This window comes from Bacteroidales bacterium (genome assembly GCA_013141385.1).
Classification (GTDB): domain Bacteria; phylum Bacteroidota; class Bacteroidia; order Bacteroidales; family Tenuifilaceae; genus UBA8529.
In genome coordinates this window covers 101,454-120,013 of the sequence record JABFRB010000006.1, presented here as the reverse complement: position 1 = coordinate 120,013, position 18,560 = coordinate 101,454, and the positions used below count along the sequence as shown (strand labels likewise).

The 18,560-nt window shown below is 36.0% G+C and carries 13 protein-coding genes; 1 reads left to right on the top strand and 12 read right to left on the bottom strand.

The features are described 5' to 3' along the window. Positions 1 to 44 precede the first annotated feature (44 nt). The 12 genes from HOO91_04705 to HOO91_04650 form a co-directional block, all read right to left on the bottom strand. Positions 45 to 2,486, bottom strand: coding sequence for a hypothetical protein (locus tag HOO91_04705; protein ID NOU16841.1), 2,442 nt, complete (start codon positions 2,484 to 2,486; stop codon positions 45 to 47). Positions 2,487 to 2,684: 198 nt separating this feature from the next. Then, complete coding sequence (locus tag HOO91_04700) at positions 2,685 to 3,851, bottom strand: sigma-54-dependent Fis family transcriptional regulator (protein ID NOU16840.1); 1,167 nt, start codon at positions 3,849 to 3,851, stop codon at positions 2,685 to 2,687. A 298-nt stretch (positions 3,852 to 4,149) separates the two neighbouring features. Continuing rightward, on the bottom strand, positions 4,150 to 5,082 hold the full coding sequence (locus HOO91_04695) for a phosphatase (protein ID NOU16839.1): 933 nt from the start codon (positions 5,080 to 5,082) through the stop codon (positions 4,150 to 4,152). 98 nt (positions 5,083 to 5,180) lie between these two features. Beyond that, the gene (locus tag HOO91_04690) at positions 5,181 to 5,816 is read right to left on the bottom strand and encodes an HD domain-containing protein (GenBank protein ID NOU16838.1); all 636 of its coding nucleotides are present in this window, start codon (positions 5,814 to 5,816) and stop codon (positions 5,181 to 5,183) included. Between the two features lie 114 nt (positions 5,817 to 5,930). After that, positions 5,931 to 7,289 carry an ABC transporter permease gene (locus HOO91_04685; GenBank protein NOU16837.1) on the bottom strand — a complete coding sequence of 453 codons (1,359 nt, stop codon included), beginning with the start codon at positions 7,287 to 7,289 and terminating at the stop codon, positions 5,931 to 5,933. A 23-nt stretch (positions 7,290 to 7,312) separates the two neighbouring features. Further along, positions 7,313 to 8,254, bottom strand: a complete 942-nt coding sequence (locus HOO91_04680) for an ABC transporter ATP-binding protein (protein ID NOU16836.1) — start codon at positions 8,252 to 8,254, stop codon at positions 7,313 to 7,315. 213 nt (positions 8,255 to 8,467) lie between these two features. Beyond that, positions 8,468 to 9,610, bottom strand: coding sequence for a molecular chaperone DnaJ (gene dnaJ / locus HOO91_04675; protein NOU16835.1), 1,143 nt, complete (start codon positions 9,608 to 9,610; stop codon positions 8,468 to 8,470). Between the two features lie 18 nt (positions 9,611 to 9,628). Continuing rightward, positions 9,629 to 10,228, bottom strand: a complete 600-nt coding sequence (grpE, locus tag HOO91_04670) for a nucleotide exchange factor GrpE (GenBank protein ID NOU16834.1) — start codon at positions 10,226 to 10,228, stop codon at positions 9,629 to 9,631. Between the two features lie 133 nt (positions 10,229 to 10,361). Further along, a complete protein-coding gene (locus HOO91_04665; GenBank protein NOU16833.1) occupies positions 10,362 to 11,960 on the bottom strand; it encodes a M28 family peptidase in 1,599 nt (532 codons plus the stop codon). A gap of 146 nt (positions 11,961 to 12,106) precedes the next feature. After that, positions 12,107 to 13,414: a UDP-N-acetylglucosamine 1-carboxyvinyltransferase gene (gene murA, locus HOO91_04660; GenBank protein ID NOU16832.1), complete on the bottom strand. Its 1,308-nt coding sequence runs from the start codon at positions 13,412 to 13,414 to the stop codon at positions 12,107 to 12,109. Positions 13,415 to 13,429: 15 nt separating this feature from the next. After that, positions 13,430 to 14,014 carry a DUF4290 domain-containing protein gene (locus tag HOO91_04655; protein NOU16831.1) on the bottom strand — a complete coding sequence of 195 codons (585 nt, stop codon included), beginning with the start codon at positions 14,012 to 14,014 and terminating at the stop codon, positions 13,430 to 13,432. Positions 14,015 to 14,306: 292 nt separating this feature from the next. Next, the gene (locus HOO91_04650; protein ID NOU16830.1) at positions 14,307 to 15,473 is read right to left on the bottom strand and encodes a class I SAM-dependent RNA methyltransferase; all 1,167 of its coding nucleotides are present in this window, start codon (positions 15,471 to 15,473) and stop codon (positions 14,307 to 14,309) included. A gap of 426 nt (positions 15,474 to 15,899) precedes the next feature. Here HOO91_04650 and HOO91_04645 point away from each other — a divergent pair, with 426 nt between their 5' ends. Then, positions 15,900 to 18,560, top strand: a complete 2,661-nt coding sequence (locus HOO91_04645; protein ID NOU16829.1) for a PAS domain S-box protein — start codon at positions 15,900 to 15,902, stop codon at positions 18,558 to 18,560.

Below are 18,560 nucleotides of genomic sequence, written 5' to 3'. Positions count from 1 at the left end.
TGATTCGTTTTAATTTCAAACTATATTTGTTGATTTTATCCCAACTAAAATCTATACCCTACCGAAAAGTAGATCCTGTAATAATCATATTTTGAAATTTTGGAAATATTTAAATTAATTGGACCAAAGAAGGATTTGTAGCCAATATTAATTCCCGTGCTATATATAGCCATGTAGGAGTGTTTGGGGTTTGGATTATATCTTTTACCCTCAGAAGGATCTGCATTTATAATATCTTTTATAAAACTATTCACAGATGATGTTTCAAAGTAATATGAAAATGATGGGGTAATATATAGTTTCGGGTAAAGCTCCCATTGTAATGCAAGTTGGGCTGTAACAAAATTGGTAACAATAAGTTCACCCTCTTTTGCCCCCCAAAACGGCACAAAGCTAGTAACTCTTGATCTTTGTTCCGCTCCCCCAATATAAAAATTGTCTATTGTAGGATTCTCTTTACTGTATTTATAACCAGCTAAATTGGCTGTATCTAGATCTATTAATTTATAAAAAATTAAGCCAGTATTAAAGTTTGTAATTAAAGATATTTTTCTTGAAATGGGTGTATAATGGTTAAATTTAATAAATAACCTGTTATAGGGACTAAAAAATACTTGGTTATTTGTTAGCATTGTATCTAAACGCAAAGTGGTATCCGATACTGATATAGTGCCTGTTGGTGTAATACTATCTCGCTTATGAATAATGAGGTAGGGCGTTATTCTTGTGAATTCTTGGCTTTCGAAAGGTATTAGTACCAACTTGTTCTCGATCAGGAAGTCTGTCCCCGATTTAGGAAAAATGTTAGTGTTAAGAGTATTGTATTGAAATACTCCTTTTAACCCCAATGAAATACTATTTATATTATAATCAAACTCTTGAACATTAAAGGAGATACTTTTGTTATTATATTTTGGAATTATATTATAACCTTCGATTGACAGACCAAAATTGAATGAACTATTAATATTTATATCCTTATTATAACCAATACTAATAGAACTATAATTTGTTTTTGAGATAGAACTTACCTTTCCATTGGAGGTATCATATAATTTTAAAGATGTTATTTCATTGAATATCTGAGCATAGATGGAAGATTTTGAGTCCCTAGTGTATTTCTTGTAATTTAACCTGCATTTAGGTGCCTCGGCTAAATCAACTGAGGCAACAAGCCTAGAGGGTTTTCCAAATATATTCCTAGCAGTTAAATTAAGGATAAAACCAGTACCTAGTTCGTTATCATAATGCAATGCTCCCTTAATTCTAAATTTATTATCTTCCTCAAGGTTAATTATTACTTTATAATCCCCAGACTCTTGCTTTTCTAAACTATAGAAAGATCTAAAGAAATTTCTGGTTCCATAAATATTTTGTATCGATTTATCCAAATCTTTATAAGTAATTGAATCACCTGGTTTAAAAGTTAGCCTTTTAAAAACGAATTGTTCAAGGTGTTTGTTTTTTAGGGTATCAAAGACGATATCTCCAACTTTTATTTTTTTAGGTTGTGATTTTCTTTGCTCTTTATTTAAATCAACTGCTCTATTTTTCTGAATTAGGGCTAATTCTTTAAGCTTAGGAAGAACCGATCTTGATACTTTGTCGCCAATAGAGATAATTTTTTTAGCTTTTTTAAAATCTCCAGTAGTAAAATTCTTCATGTTTTCAGTGAGGTTGTTAAAGATATTACATAACCTAATATCGTCTTTGCATTCGTTAATACTATAAAACATGGATGATTGAAGAAGTAGTTTGTCAATAGTATTCATCTCCTGTTCATCTAGTAATCGTCCGCCTGTATAACTGCCAATTATAAAATCAGCTCCCATTTCTTTTAATTGTCGGACAGGAAAATTAGCCATTACACCACCATCAACAAGAAGTTTTCCTTCCACTTTTACAGGTTTAAAAACGGTTGGGATTGCCATACTTGCCCTCATGGCAATTGCTAAACTACCATGATCTAATATTATGGGTTGAATATTTACAATATCAACACCAATACATCTGAAAGGAATTGGTAGATCTTTAAAATCTCTTATATGATTAACATGGCGAGTTAATCGTGTTAGAAAGGTTAGGAGTTCTTGCCCTTCAATTATCCCTGTTACCTGTAAATGGAAATTGTTGATAGGAATTTCTCCGATATATTTTTTATACTCATCTTTCTCATCTGCGCATATTTGGTTCATTGGAACATATTGATTAAGTAACATGTCCCAATCGGCAGAATGTGCAATACTATCAATTTGCTTTCCTGTATAACCAGAGGCGTATAGACCTCCAATTATACCTCCCATGCTAGTACCTGTAATATAATTTACTTTAATTCCTAGGGAATCAATAAGCTTCAATAAGCCAATGTGGGCTAGTCCCTTTGCACCCCCACCGCTTAGACAAAGACCAACTTTAGGTTGATTTTGAGCGTTTGCTAAAACAGATATTAAGAGAAGGGATATTATTAACAACCTTTTATGCAGCATAATAAAGAAATCTAAACTCTAATAAATACTTTTTTTAATAATTAATTCAAATTGCTAGTTAAAAGTTCCTTGTTACTATTTAATTGTTTGGTGTGTATTGCTTATAAATGGGTGGTTACTTAGTTCATTTATAATGTTAAATACTAGTGGCTAGCAACTTGGGTTAGTTATATTTTTTTGATAGATGGGACAAAACATTTACTGAAATACAGGGTTAGCAAATGCTTTAACATCCTGATCGGTTATCTCCTTGCTACAAAGGATTATTAACCTTTCAATAACATTTCTGAACTCGCGGATATTTCCTGTCCATTTTATCTTTTTTAGCTCCTCTATGGCTTTTGGGCTAATTGTTTTCTTTGGCATTCCATGCTCCGAGCAAATTAGCTCGATGAAATGATCTACAAGAGCTGGAATATCCTCAACTCTATCGTTGAGAGATGGAACATGGATTATGATTACGCTTAAACGATGATACAAATCTTCGCGGAAATGCCCCGCTTCAATCTCTTTTTGGAGATTTTTATTGGTAGCAGCAATTACCCTAACGTTTACTTCAATGTCTTTATCGCTACCTACTCTGCTAACCTTATTTTCTTGCAAGGCTCTTAGAACCTTTGCTTGTGCGCTAAGGCTCATGTCACCAATCTCATCGAGGAAGAGCGTTCCAGCATCGGCCTGTTCGAATTTTCCCTTGCGCTGTTTGATAGCGGAAGTAAATGCCCCTTTTTCGTGACCGAAAAGTTCACTCTCTATCAGCTCCGATGGAATTGCTGCGCAGTTAACCTCAACGAATGGCATATCGGAGCGATTGCTTTTTTCGTGTAGCCAGCGAGCCACAAGCTCTTTGCCTGTTCCGTTTGATCCAGTGATTAATACCCTAGAATTGGTGGGTGCAACCTTATCGATAATATCCTTAACCTTGCTAATTGCTATAGAATCACCAATAATATCGTAGGTTTTGTTTACCTTCTTTTTCAGGATTTTTGTCTCCTGAATAAGCGTTGTTTTATCGGTGGCGTTACGTATTGTGATTAGTAAACGATTCAGATCGAGAGGTTTTTCAATAAAATCGTATGCTCCCTTTTTGATGGCCTCAACGGCTGTATCAATATTTCCATGTCCAGAAATCATTATAACTGGTGTCTCCGAAGAGTGTTCCTGAAGCTTATCGAGCACTTCAATTCCATCCATTTGTGGCATTTTGATATCGCAAAGCACAACATCATAATTACCTGTTTTAAACATTTCAATTGCACTCATGCCTTCCTCTGCAACATCTACCTCGTGCTTTTCGAATTCAAGGATTTCCTTAAGAGTGTTACGGATTGCCCGTTCATCGTCTATTACAAGTATTTTGGACATAAGGCTTAGCGATTAGAATTTGCACGAATGTACTAAGTTCCACTAATTTTAAAAAATGGAGTTGTGAAATAATGGAGGTTTTATATTAACGTCAGTTTGATGTAAGGTGTCATCCTGAGCGAAGCGAAGGATCTAATTGTCTAGAAAACAGACGCTTCACTTCGTTCAGCATGACAAAGCAACAATCTAATACTATGCTTAGGATCAATATGTTATGCTTACATCGAACTCGCGTTATATTAATGATCCGCAACTTTATTCAATAATCTAATGATATATTGATAAAGCATGCGCAAAACTATGTTTTATGCACATTATCCATCAATTCCCATAAAACTCCTTCTTTTAATGCAAATTCTGAATGATAGATAGAGGTTATTCCCAACCTCTTGATGATATAGTTTGTAAAAATTGATCCTATAACAATAAAATCAACCCGAATAGATTCCATTCCTTTCATTGCGACACGCTCTACTCTAGTTGATTTTAGTAATGTTTGGTGTAGTAAATTATATGCTGATAGTGGTATTTCGGCGTAGTTTTGTTTTGTAAAAGGGATGACTCCTGCATGAGTCAATAAACTCCTGAATGTATCAAATGATCCCGAGCTACCAATCAACCGAATAGGAAGGTAGCTAATTGATGCCTCGAATAGAAGTTTAAGCTCTTGATCGAGGAATAGCTCAATTTGTATCACCTCTTCGGGAGTTATTGGGTCGCTTGGTTTGAATTGTTGTAAAAGCCGCTGTACACCAAGGTTAAAGCTGTGCATCCAAAACGCTTGCTTTGCGTTGCAAAGAATAAGTTCGTTGCTTCCACCGCCAATATCAAGGACTAGGTTAATGCTATTGCCCAAATCTATAGCCTGTTTAACACCCTGATAGATGAAACGAGCCTCGGTTTCGCCCGCTATTACATCAACCTTTAGTTTGTGTCTATTGTAGATTTCATTTACGAAAGCAGCACCATTCTCAGCATCACGAGTTGCGGATGTGGCAAAGGCAAAAATTTTTTCAACATTAAATGATGAGATTGTATTTATATGCGATTCAATTGCTGCCAATCCCCTATTCCATGCTTCCGGGGCGATAAATTTTTTATCGATACCTCCCTCGCCAAGTTTAACTGCGTACTTGCCATTGTGAAGGATGTTGTAACTACTATCGCCATTGGTTTCAGCAATAAGCAGATTAAAGGTGTTGGTACCCATATCAATAATAGCAACTCGCATGGTAGCAGTTTTATTTAATGGTAAAGGTAGTAAACTGTTGCCAGTTATCTGTTATTAAGTTTGTCATAACAGATAACGCACTACTGATAACAGATAACTTATTTCTCTTGATTCCATTCCGTATAGAACTGTTCAAGGAATTGCTCCATAAACCGATGGCGTTGAATAGCTAGTTCTTTGGCTGTATTTGTGTTTAACCTATCTTTTAGTAGAAGAAGTTTTTCGTAGAAATGGTTGATTGTAGAGGTTCTGGTGCTTTTATAATCTTCAAAATTTTTATGGAGGGTAGGTTTAAGATCGGGTATGTGTAAAGGTTGATTTTTAAAGCCCCCATACGCAAACGTTCTTGCAATGCCAATTGCACCAATTGCATCGAGCCTATCGGCATCCTGAACAACCATTGCTTCCGTTGAGGTTGGATTGGTTTCTACACCGGCGCCCTTAAACGACACCTCGTTTATAATTAAAACCACTTTTTCTATTATATCTTTAGAAACGCTGTTTTCGGCAAGTAATCTACGTGCATTGGGTAAATCTTCTTGGTTCTTATCGCTAAGTTTCCAGTCGTCCAAATCGTGAAGTAGGGCAGCAAGTTCTACTAGATGTAAATCCACATCTTCCTTTTTACCTATTAGCTTTGCTAGGTTCCAAACCCTATGTATATGCCACCAATCGTGACCCGATGAATCGTGCTTGCAAAGCTCTTCAACGGATATTGCAATTTTGTTAATCATGTTTTGAATGTGATGGTTAAAAAATAAACCACAATAGGCACAGTAGTTCACATAAATAAATCTCTATTGTGATCCAATGCGTCTATTGTGGTTCTAAATATAACTCTAAACTTTCTAACTCTTATATCTAATCCATTTCAACATCTCTTTCCATGATGTTTTTTTACCGTACATCAAAATACCTACACGGTAAATTTTTGATGATAACCAAGTCATTCCTATAAAAGAAGCAACTAAAATAATTCCTGAAATCAGAATTTCCCAACCCGAAACACCAAAAGGAACTCTTGCCATCATAATAATTGGCGAGGTAAATGGAATGTATGAGCACCAGAGCGATAAAGCTCCATTAGGGTTTTGAAAGGTTTGCATCATTATAATAATCGCAAAAATGAGCGGGATTGTAACCGGGAGCATGAATTGCTGAGTTTCTGTCTCGTTATCAACAGCGGCTCCAATAGCGGCAAACATTGCAGAATAGAGTAAGTATCCGAAAAGGAAGAAGAATATAAATGCCCCAATTATTAAAAATAGATTGATATTTTTTATGGCCACCATAATATCTACCATCTTCTGCTGGTTTCCATCTAATTTAACTATATCAGTGCCACCCATTTGATTTCCGAATTGGGATGCGTTTTGAATCTGGGAGTAGTTCTGAACGGCCTTTTGTGCCTTTTCGTCCAAAAGAACTGATTGTGCAACCATAACAATTCCACTAGTAAGAACGACCCAAATAATTAGTTGAGTTAAAGCCACAGCTGCAATACCTAAGATTTTTCCCATCATCAGTTGGAAGGGTTTAACAGAGGATATTACCACCTCAACAATTCGGCTGGTTTTTTCCTCAATAACACCTCTCATCACTTGAGCACCAAATATGAAAATGAACATATATATAGCAAAACCACAAATGTAGGCAACTGCCATTGCCATGTGAGTACTACCTTCTTTCTCCGAACCATCCTCCTTCCACTGTATGGTTCTAACACTTACATCGGTTTTAATGTCTTTTAGAATCTCCTCAAAATTTGGAATATTATATTTTGCCAATTTCCTTTTTTCTAATTCTTTTGATATTGAAGATTCTAAGTTTGAGAGTAGGTCGATGCTAGGTTGTTCCTGTGAGAAAAATCGAATACTGGCAGGAGTGAAGTTTTCGACTTTGCCAATGTATAGTACACCATAAAACCCCGCTTTTTTATAGACATTCTTAATAGAATCGAGGTTTGTGCTAGGAATATAATTATATGTTACGTTCCCTTTTTCGGCTAATGTATTGGTGAAATAGCGTGACTCATCTAGGACAACGATGGTTTTCTTAGAATCATCTCTCCCATACATGGCGAGTAGCATCGGGCCAACCATTAATGATCCAAAAAGTATTGGTCCCAATAATGTCATTATGATGAAGGATTTCTTACGAACCCTCGACATAAATTCCCTTTCGATAATCAGTAGTATTTTATTCATTTCTAATTTTTTATATGGTTAAACTAATTGGCAGTTACTCCGTTAGCCTGATTGTAACTTTCAACTACCTTAATGAATATATCGTTCATGCTTGGGATAAGTTGGTTGAATCCAGTTACTTCAACAGCAGGAATAACCATACTTAACAAACGATTGTCGGAAGAGTAATTATTTATCTTAATCTGAGCTTTTTTAAGTCCAGCATCCTCACTATCGCTTAGTAGAGTATAATTTGAATCAAGACTACTCCGTAGTTTCTGAACATCTCCTTTAAAAGTTAATTCAAAAACATTGTTTCCATACTTTTGACGAACCTCATTTATAGGGCCGTTCAGTATATTCTTTGATTTGTTGATAAGAGTGATATGGTCGCAAAGTTCTTCCACTGAACCCATGTTGTGGGTTGAAAATATGATTGTTGCTCCTTTTTCTTTTAGTTTAAGGATCTCTTCTTTTAGAATATTTGCATTGATTGGATCGAAACCGCTGAAGGGCTCATCGAAAATGAGTAGTCGAGGTTCGTGGATAACAGTAACAATGAACTGCACTTTTTGTGCCATCCCCTTAGATAGTTCTTCAACCTTTTTATCCCACCAAGTCTGTATTTCGAACTTTTCAAACCAATATTTTAAGCGTTTTATAGCATCAGTTTTGCTTAGTCCTTTAAGTTGAGCCAGATACAAGGCCTGCTCACCAACTTTCATTTTTTTGTATAATCCACGCTCCTCTGGTAGGTATCCAATTTGATAGATGTCGTCGGCAACCATTTTCCGACCTGCAAAGGTTACTTCACCTTTATCGGGACCAGTAATTTGATTGATAATTCTGATTAGTGTTGTTTTCCCTGCACCGTTTGGACCAAGAAGTCCATAGATACTTTTCTCGGGAACGTAAATGCTCACATCATCGAGTGCAAGATGGTTAGAGAATCGCTTCTCGACGTGCTCTGCGGTTAGAAGATTCATAATGATATTATTAATTGATTATAAACTGCAATTCAAATTTAGTATTTAGTACCTGTTATGAGTAAAAAGCTACAAAAAACAAGATTTTTATTTTACAAATTATATAAAGTGCTATCAAGTCAATTTGTTGCACAGCAATTTAAAAAAAATAAAAAAATCCCTGAAAATTTTTCAGGGATAGATTGCTATATGTTAAAATACTGGTTTAATTAATTACTCGAAGAATCCTCTCATTTTCTCAAAGAAATTTCTCTCGCTACTATCGGGATTTGGCTCAAAATTTTGCGACTTTGACATTTTTTCAATCATTGCCTTTTCTTCTTTTGTAAGGCTCTTGGGTACCCATACATTAATTGTGACAAGTAAATCGCCTCTGCCATACCCATTTACATCTGGAATACCTTTCCCTCTGAGTCGTAATACTTTTCCGGGTTGTGTTCCTGGATCAATCTTAATTTTTACTTTCCCATCAACAGTTGGAATTTCAATTGGAACTCCCAGTGTTGCATCAGGAAAACTCAGGTACAAATTATATATTAAATCGTTTCCATCGCGGATTAGTTCAGGATCTTTCTCCTCTTCAATCTGAACAAGAAGATCGCCATTAACGCCACCTCTGCGAGCAGCATTCCCTCGACCAGATACGCTCATTTGCATACCCTCTGCCACACCTGCTGGAATCTTGATTGAAATTACCTCGTCGTCGCGAACAACACCTTCACCGCTACAACTAGTACATTTATGAGTAATGGTTTTTCCTTCTCCGTTGCAGGTAGGACAGGTACTGTTTGTTTGCATCTGCCCAAGCATTGTATTTGCAATTCGGGTAACATAACCAGAACCTCTACATGTTGAGCAAGTGTTGTGCGATGAACCGCCTGCAGCACCTGATCCAGAGCATGTCTTACAAGTTACATATTTGTTAACCTTTATCTTTTTCTCAACTCCATTTGCAACTTCTTGTAGGTTGAGTTTAACTTTTACACGTAAATCGGATCCCTTGTTTACACGTTGCGAACTTCGTCCACCACCAAATCCACCAAATCCACCAAAGTGACCGCCAAAAATATCACCAAATTGGGAAAAGATATCTTCAATATTCATTCCACCACCAGAGAACCCGCCACCTCCATTCATGCCAGCATGTCCGAACTGGTCATAACGTGCTCGTTTGTTATCATCGTTAAGAACCTCATAAGCTTCAGCTGCTTCTTTAAAATGATCTTCGGAACTTTTGTCACCAGGATTCTTATCGGGATGATATTTAATAGCCATCTTGCGATAGGCCTTTTTTATCTCATCTTTCGATGCATCACGTTGTAGACCAAGTATCTCGTAATAATCTCTTTTCGCCATAATTAGTTTTTGCTAAGCCTATTCCCCAATAACTACTTTCGAAAAACGAATCACCTTATCGTTGAGCATATATCCTTTTTGAACAACATCAACAATTTTACCCTTCATCGCATCGTCCTGAGCAGGAATTTTGGTTATGGCTTCATGAATATCTGTGTTTAACTCTTTACCTATTGCTTCGATTTCAGAAATTCCTTTTGTTTTCAGAAAATCATAAAACTTATTATAAATCAGGTGTAATCCTTGTTTTACTGCATCAATATCAGTGCTTTCATCCCAACTTTTCATTGCACGTTCAAAATCATCATAAAGTGGAAGGATTGATTGTAGTATATCTTCAGAGGCATACTTAGTTAAGTCCATCTTCTCGCGAAGTGAACGTTTACGATAGTTATCAAATTCTGCTGAAAGGCGAATGTATTTATCCTTCATTTCATCAAGTTGAGCCTGAATTTGCTCAACAGGATTTACCTCAATTTTTTCCTCGGTCTTATTTTCCTCGTCTTTTTTTTCATCATTCACTACATTTTTGTCAGAAAATGTAGCGGTATCACCCGCTGTTGGGTCTAATATCTGCTCATCTGTAACTTCCTCTTTCTTGTGTTTCTTCCTTGTCATATATGTAATATTTTTTCAGTCGTTTTCACCAAACAAATACTCTGCCATGGAATTTATTCCGACAATTTGGCACAAAGGTAATAAAAAACCCATCGTTGCAACGGTGGGTTTTTATGCGAAGTATTTGTTATAGTTATTTCTTTTTCTTTACCTCTTTTTTCTCCTCTTTTTTGGTGTCAGGAAGATAATACCCTTCTCGGGATAAAAGATGATCGAGGTTGGCTACTCCGTAAACAACAACAGCAGTAACAATAGCAGTATGTTCTTGATATTCTGGGATACTCATATTGTAAAGATCTCTTTCAGTATGCCATATTTCTCCATAACTGAAGTTGTACCCTTTAGTATCTTCGGTATTAAATGTCATTGTAGGAACTCCTACAACTGCAAATGGACTACTATCCGTACCTGTCGCTTTTTTGGGACGCTCTTTTGGATTTTTTTTCTTAAGGGTGAAGGGGAAATTGGGATTGATGTTATTCAAGGGTTGGCAAATTTTTTCGATATCAGACCACATGGCATCAGACACGCTCAAACTATTGGCAACAGTTGGTCCTCCATCACGATTAAACATGTTAGATATTTTGGGAAGTTTATCCTGATTTCTTATCACCCAACTTGTAGAACCTAAAAGCCCAAACTCCTCACCAGCCCATAAGCAAACCAGAATGGTACGTTTTGGTTTACCGCCGGCCTTCATAATTAAGCGAGCGGCTTCCATTGCTGGTGTAGAACCAGAACCATCGTCAACACCACCTGTACCAACATCATAAGCATCAAGGTGACCGCCCATTATCACGTACTCATCAGGGAATTCAGTGCCAGGAATAATTCCAATAACATTGTGATATTTGATGGGTCCCATTTTAAAATGATTGCGAATATCAAACTCTAAATCAAAGCGTTGACGCTCTTTAGCCATCTGTTCAATTATCTGAAATTGATGCTCATCGAGTTTGATATCGGGTACTTGTGGCAGTTTTTCGAATGTCATACTATCGATATTCTTCCGATCGTATAATGCTATGATTGGAATTTTTGCGGATTGGATTATTCCTAGAATACCAGCATCAATCATTTGTTTGTAAAATAATGCAGGTTCTTCTTTAAAGGGTAGTGGATCAATCTTTTTACCATCTGTTTCACGAGCCTTCCTATTTAAGGCATTGATTGAATCATTTTTCTTTTCAATTATTGCGTTTTCTGCAATTATTTTAGCGCGTTCAATATCTGCTTCCTTTGATATATCAATTGGCCAACCAGTACTTGTGCCAGATATTAGTACCCATGCTCCTTTAAGTCTCCCTTTCATGTGGTTGAATTCACCTTGGGATTTTGGCTCAATCAGCACATGACCCTTTTGAACACCCTTTGTACCTGATGTATATGATGGTGTGGCGAAATGAAGAATCATGCCATTATCGCTCAACATTCTTCCGAACCAAGGGCCACGGTTAAAACCAACAGGAAGAGTTCCAGCCTCATCCATCTCCACTTGCATTCCCCATTCCTTAAATTTACTTGCAGCCCATTCTGCCGCATTTTCATAAGCATCGGATCCAATTAACCTTCCTCCAAATCGATTACAAAGTATATCGAGATGTTTCATTGTTTGGTTATCGGTTTTTCCTATCTCAATGATTTTTTGAACCACAGGATCTTCTTGAGCAGAAGTAATTGAGGTGATTATTAGTAGTAAAAAAACTGCAAGAGTTATGAAAAGAGATTTCATGCTTTGTGGTTTGGTTATAGTTTGAGGTTAGAGTGCCTTTCCCAAAAAAGGTTTAAAAATGCCTGAAAAGAGGCAAGTAGTAGAAAAAAAAGATTGTGGGATACGAACGAATAATGTGCGGTTAGTATCAAACTAACAAATTAAAACTATCCAATTCTTCTAATATCTGCCCCAATAGCATTCAACCGTTTATCGATATTCTCGTAGCCACGATCAATCTGCTCGATGTTATGGATGGTGCTTTTTCCATCGGCAGAAAGTGCTGCAATAAGAAGGGCAACCCCTGCACGAATATCAGGAGATGTCATTGTTGTAGGGCGAAGTTGCAATTGGTGATTATGTCCAATCACCGTTGCACGGTGAGGGTCGCAGAGGATAATCTGTGCGCCCATGTCAATTAGCTTATCAACGAAGAATAATCGACTCTCGAACATCTTTTGATGAATTAGAACTGAGCCTTTGGCCTGTGTAGCAACAACAAGAAAAACGCTAAGAAGGTCGGGTGTGAGACCAGGCCAAGTAGCGTCAGCAATTGTTAGAATCGAACCATCTATAAAGGTATCAATCTCATAATTACTCTGCTCGGGAATATGAATATCATCGCCAATTCTCTCCATTTTGATTCCAAGTCGGCTAAAAGAATCGGGGATAATTCCTAAATCTTCGTACGAAACGTTTTTTATGGTGATATCGCTATGGGTCATAGCCGCAAGACCTATAAACGAACCAATTTCAATCATATCGGGAAGGATTGTGTGTTCACATCCTCCTAGATTTTCAACGCCATCAACCACCAAAAGATTTGAGCCTATACCTGAAATCTTAGCACCCATGCGAAGAAGCATTTTGCTAAGTTGCTGTACGTAAGGCTCACAGGCTGCATTAAAAATGGTTGTTTTACCAGGGGTTAGCACTGCTGCCATAAGAATATTAGCCGTTCCAGTAACAGAAGCCTCGTCAAGTAGCATATATGCACCCTTGAGATTTTTTCCCTCAACCTTAAAGAAACTTTCCTTCGTATCGAAGTTAAACGATGCGCCTAATTTTTCGAATCCGATGAAATGGGTATCGAGTCTACGGCGACCAATTCTATCACCTCCTGGTTTTGGAATGTACGCTATACCATAGCGGGCAAGTAACGGCCCAACAACCATTATAGAACCTCTAAGGCTGGCTGCCTTGGTTTTGAAGTCATCAGTGGTGAGGTATTCAACGTTAACGTTTTTGGCTTGAAATGTACAGACAGAAGGCTCGGTAAACTTAATTTCAACACCCATGCACTCTAACAGTTCGATGAGTTTAACCACATCTCTGATGCTGGGAATATTTCGAATTGTAACCTTTTCGGGAGTTAAAAGCGTGGCACAAATAATTTGTAATGCCTCGTTTTTAGCACCCTGAGGGTGTAGTTCACCCTTGAGCGGCTTTCCGCCATATACCTCAAATGTGGCCATAGCTGCTTAAGTAAGTTATTTTTTTCGTGGAACGAATTTACGCTTATTTTTGAAGACTTCGCGACTATCACTCAACCTTGTACCAACTGCTAAAGTCAATTTTCCTCCTGATAGTCTTGCTAGATCCTTTATTACATCATCGTCCGAAACGGAATCTTTATTCCACATCAGGTAAGCCTTTTTCATGTGGTTTGCAATAAGTTGCGTAAGGGCTTCCTTTTGCTGTCCTTCTTCCATTTCAATTGCTTTCTGTATCATCAGCTCAATAGAACGTCCGTAGTGTTTAAAAGTAATTGGCTGTGTGGGGTAGGGAACAGTTTTTGGTTTTTCCTGATAGGTTTCAAGGTTTGGAATAGGGTATGGGGAGTCTATATCAATCTTAAAGTCAGACATGATGAATAGGTGATCCCAAAGTTTATGCTTGAAATCGTTAACATCCCGAAGATGTGGGTTCATATTGCCCATTATACCAATAAGCACTCTTGCTAATCGGTTACGTTCATCTCTGTCCTCAACGGTAGATAAATGATCAACCATTTGATGGATGTTTCTGCCGTACTCGGGGAGGTTAAGCTTTTTTCTGCTTGTGTTGTAATCCATTTTATAGATTTCTGTTTGCTATCAAATATAAGAAAACGATTACTTTTTAAGGTAAGGATAAGTACTTTTTAATTTTCTGAAAGGTGGTAATTTATCAACTTTACTATAGCAATAAGTCAATCGTTTCTCTTCTGCTACAAAACTAGCTGATTGTATGATAAAAACAAAATGGTTATTGAAAAGATGATTAATAATGTGAATTGTTTTATATCCCGCATTTTATATTGTTTGAACAAACTCTATATTCATCGGAATCTTTAGACCTAGTTTTAGTTATTTTGATACAATCCTCTTAATGAGTTGGTTCATTCCCAATCTTACTAACCTTCTTGCTCCCCTGATATAGCTCATATTTTTGTAATCGGCATTCGAGTGGACCATTATACAATTTTATTTTCTTAGAAGTTCTTAGCCCGAAATTTTTTAGGGCTTCGTAGTTGGCACTTATAATCCATGCATCGCAACCCTGATAGAAGTGCTTAAGTCTTGATCCGATATCTTGATAAAAATTAGTGATTTCATTTATTTGCAACCGCTCACCGTATGGGGGATTCATAACAACAAGCCCCTTTCCAGTATCATGAGATGTATGAAAAAAATCAATAGTATCAAAAGTAATGAGATTGCTTACGCCTGCTCTTTTAGCATTTGCAAAAGCAATGTCCAATGCTTTATTATCAATATCGTTTGCAAAAATTTTTACGTTAGATGAAATAATATTAGAATCGGCCTTGGCTTTAACATCATTCCATAAATTTAAATCAAAATCACCCCATGTTTCAAAACCAAATTTTCGGTTTCTGCCAGATGGAATATTATTAGCAAGTAAAGCTGCTTCAATGGGAAATGTGCCTGATCCACACATAGGATCTATAAAATCACAGGTTTTATCCCATCCAGATAATAAAATTATTCCGGCAGCGAGCACTTCGTTTATTGGAGCCTCTGTTTGAGCAAGCCTATAGTTACGTTTACCCAACGAGGATCCCGAACTATCTAAAGAAACAATAACCGTTTTGTCATTAATATGCACATTGATACGTAGATCGGGATTTTCAGTATCAACGGAGGGTCTAATGCTGTATTTCTCCCTAAACTGATCGGCAATTGCATCCTTTGATTTTAGGGCAATAAACTTGGAATGGGTGAATATTTCGCTATGTGTGCTTCCGTCAATTGCAAATGTTTTATTATAACTAAAATATTCGTCCCAATTTATTTTTTTAATTTTATCGTACAGTTGCTGTTCGTTTGCTGCATAAAATGTACCAATCGGTTTTAAAACTTTTACAGCGGTTCGTAGGAGCAGGTTGCTTTTGTAAAGCATCTCCCGATCTCCTTTATACCTTACTGCACGGCTCAATACTTCAATATCAGCCGCACCAAGTTCGCGAAGTTCTTGTGCAAGTATCTCTTCTAAACCGAAAAGTGTGGTGGCAATAATCTCAAATATTTCCAATGTCTTTTTGTTGAGTTTTAAACGAATATCTATAATGTTTGATAGTATCTGCCTTACAGATAGTCTGTAATATCGGAATCAAAAGTAGACTTTTTCTGACAATACCCAAAAATTAATTGGAAAGGCATAACAAGTAAAGGATTTTCAGGAAATAAGGTATAAAATATATTAATTAAACCTTTGACCTCACTTAGGATTCAATTGTCTATTGAGCAGCTAAAGAATTTGTTAGCAAATTTCTTTTGGACTAATTTTAAACAAAAAGCATCACATTGTGGAGGAGAAATTAAAAACAGCGTTTCAAATAGAATGAGATATATCATTTTTTTTAAAGATTCATCTCAATTTTATTGCAAGTGAAATAACCTTCAAATGAATTAATTTACAGATTTTAAGGATAATAAAAAAAGTACTAGAAAAATATTTATGGATATTGGAATTCATATTGGTTATAAGTCGAAAAATAAGAAAAGAGGAAAACTTCCTAAGGTATTAAGTAGATATGAAGATTCAGATTTTGCATTGCAGCAGAGGGTGTGTTTAATTTATTATTTTAGTATTTCAGTTATTATCGGTTTAACACTGATTATATTCTCAACCGGTTATATACAAACTATAAGTTCTGATTATGGTAAATTATACCTGCCAATAATTCTTTCGGAATTTTCAATGGCGATTATTTTCATTATTGCTCTTTTTCTTTTAATGCGAGGTCTTTATGGTTTTGCAGCGCATCTGCTCCTTATTTCATCTCTCTCGAGTGTTTGGTTTGTAATGTGGGTAGATAAGAGCGAAGTTATTGCTCGCTTAGATACCGTTGTTATTATTGTGGCAATTCTTTCCATGATGCCATTATTTATAATAAAATATCAGAAAACAATCTTGGTCTATATTTTAGTAAATATTATTGTGCTTTTCATTTTTGTTAAAATCTTTAAACAACAATTTTCTATTTCTAATGCATCTGCTGTTGATTTTTTAGTAGATACATCTTTTGCTATGATTTTTACAGGGATTGCAGGGTATAGTACTTTTAAAATTAATAAAAAATCTATTGATCGAGCGATATCAGACACCAATGAACGCAAGTATGTAGAAAATGAATTGGAAAAAAGTGAAAATAAATTTAGAGAGATGACAGATTTATTGCCTCAAACCGTATTCGAAGCTGATTTAAGTGGGAGACTTACCTATGTTAACAAATCAGGTTTTGAGATTTTTGGTTACAGTAAGGAGGATTTTCGTAAGGGCATAAATATTTTTTCAGCCATTATTCAAGAAGAACAAGAACTCGCTTCTGAGAATATGAAACGATTGATGGATGGTGAAACTAATAAAGGATATATATATACTGCCGTTAAAAAGAATAAAAAAACATTTCCAATCCAAACCTATACAAGTAGAATTTTGGAGAATCAAAAGCTGGTTGGTTTCAGAGGAATAATTATTGATATTACCGAAAGGAAAAATGCTGAAAAAGCTTTAAGGGAAAGTGAATTCAAATTCAAATCGCTATTTGAAGCCTCAAGTGATGCCATGTTTATTATGAATAAATTTAAATTTCTGGATTGTAATTCAACAACAAGTCAGATTTTTGGATGTGGAAGTGATAAGATAATTGGTCACTCTCCTGTTGAGTTTTCGCCAGAATTTCAACCTGATGGTAGATTGTCTAAGGAAAAAACTTTGGAGAAGATAAATGCTGCTTTAAATGGTAATTCTCAGTTTTTTGAGTGGCTTCACAAAAAATATAATGGCACTGAGTTTTATGCTGAAGTAAGTCTTAATAGAATTATGATAAAAGGGGAGTATTTACTGCACGCTATAGTTCGTGATATATCTGAGCGCAAAAAAGCCGAAAAAGCATTGAAAGAAAGCGAAGAACGATACAGAACAATTATCGATGATTTTCCTGATATCATAATGATTTCAGATCAAAATGGGAATATCGTTTTTGCAAATGAACAACTCGAGAAAATTACTGGAATTAATCCAAACGATTTTTCTAATTCAAACATTGCTGCATATATTCACCATGAGGATATTTACATGGTTAAAGAGACTGTCCAACATCTGATGTCAAGCGATAATATTTATACTGGGATAATCGATTATCGTATGATCGATATTTCTGGTGATAATCATTGGTTTAGTGGAATCATATCAAAAATAACGCTGAACGATCAAATTCTCTTACAATCGATCCTCCGCGATATTACCGAAAAGAAAAATATTGAAAAAGAACTTCTGAAACATCAAGATCATTTAGAACTACTTGTAGATGAGCGAACCGAAGAACTTAAGGTTACTAATGAAGTACTAATTGAAGCCAACGAAGAGTTAAACGCTCAACGACTAGAACTAGAAGCTGCTCTAAGTAATTTGCAAAGCGCACAAAAACAGCTCGTCCATGCTGAAAAGATGGCTTCACTGGGGGTTCTTGCGGCAGGAGTTGCACATGAAATTAACAATCCATTGAACTTCATTAATGGGGGTATTCAAGCTATTAATAACTATTTTGTTGATAATTTAAGCGATCACCTTGAAAATGTTAACCCACTTATTAATGCTGTTAATATTGGTGTTATTAGAGCGGCAGATATAGTAAAAAGTTTGAATAGATTTAGCCGACAAACTGAATCAACTTCTGAAAATTGTGATATCCACTCAATTATTGATAATTGTTTGGTTATGCTTAGTATTCAAACAAAGAATAGGATAGATATAATAAAGCAGTTTACCAATGATTCATTTACAGTTGTTGCAAACGAGGGGAGATTACATCAAGCTGTATTGAATATACTCTCTAATGCCATTCAAGCAATTGATGATAAGGGTTCTATCACTATCACTACCACTTTGCTTGAAAATGAGTTAATGCTTACAATATCTGACTCAGGGCTGGGTATACCCAAGGAGAATTTAAGTAGAATATTCGATCCTTTTTTCACTACCAAAGAGTCGGGTAAAGGCACTGGTCTTGGACTATCGATTAGTTATGAGATAATAAAAGAATTTAATGGATCTGTTGAGATTCAATCAGAAGTCAAAAAAGGTACGAATGTTATTATAAAATTACCAACTTAA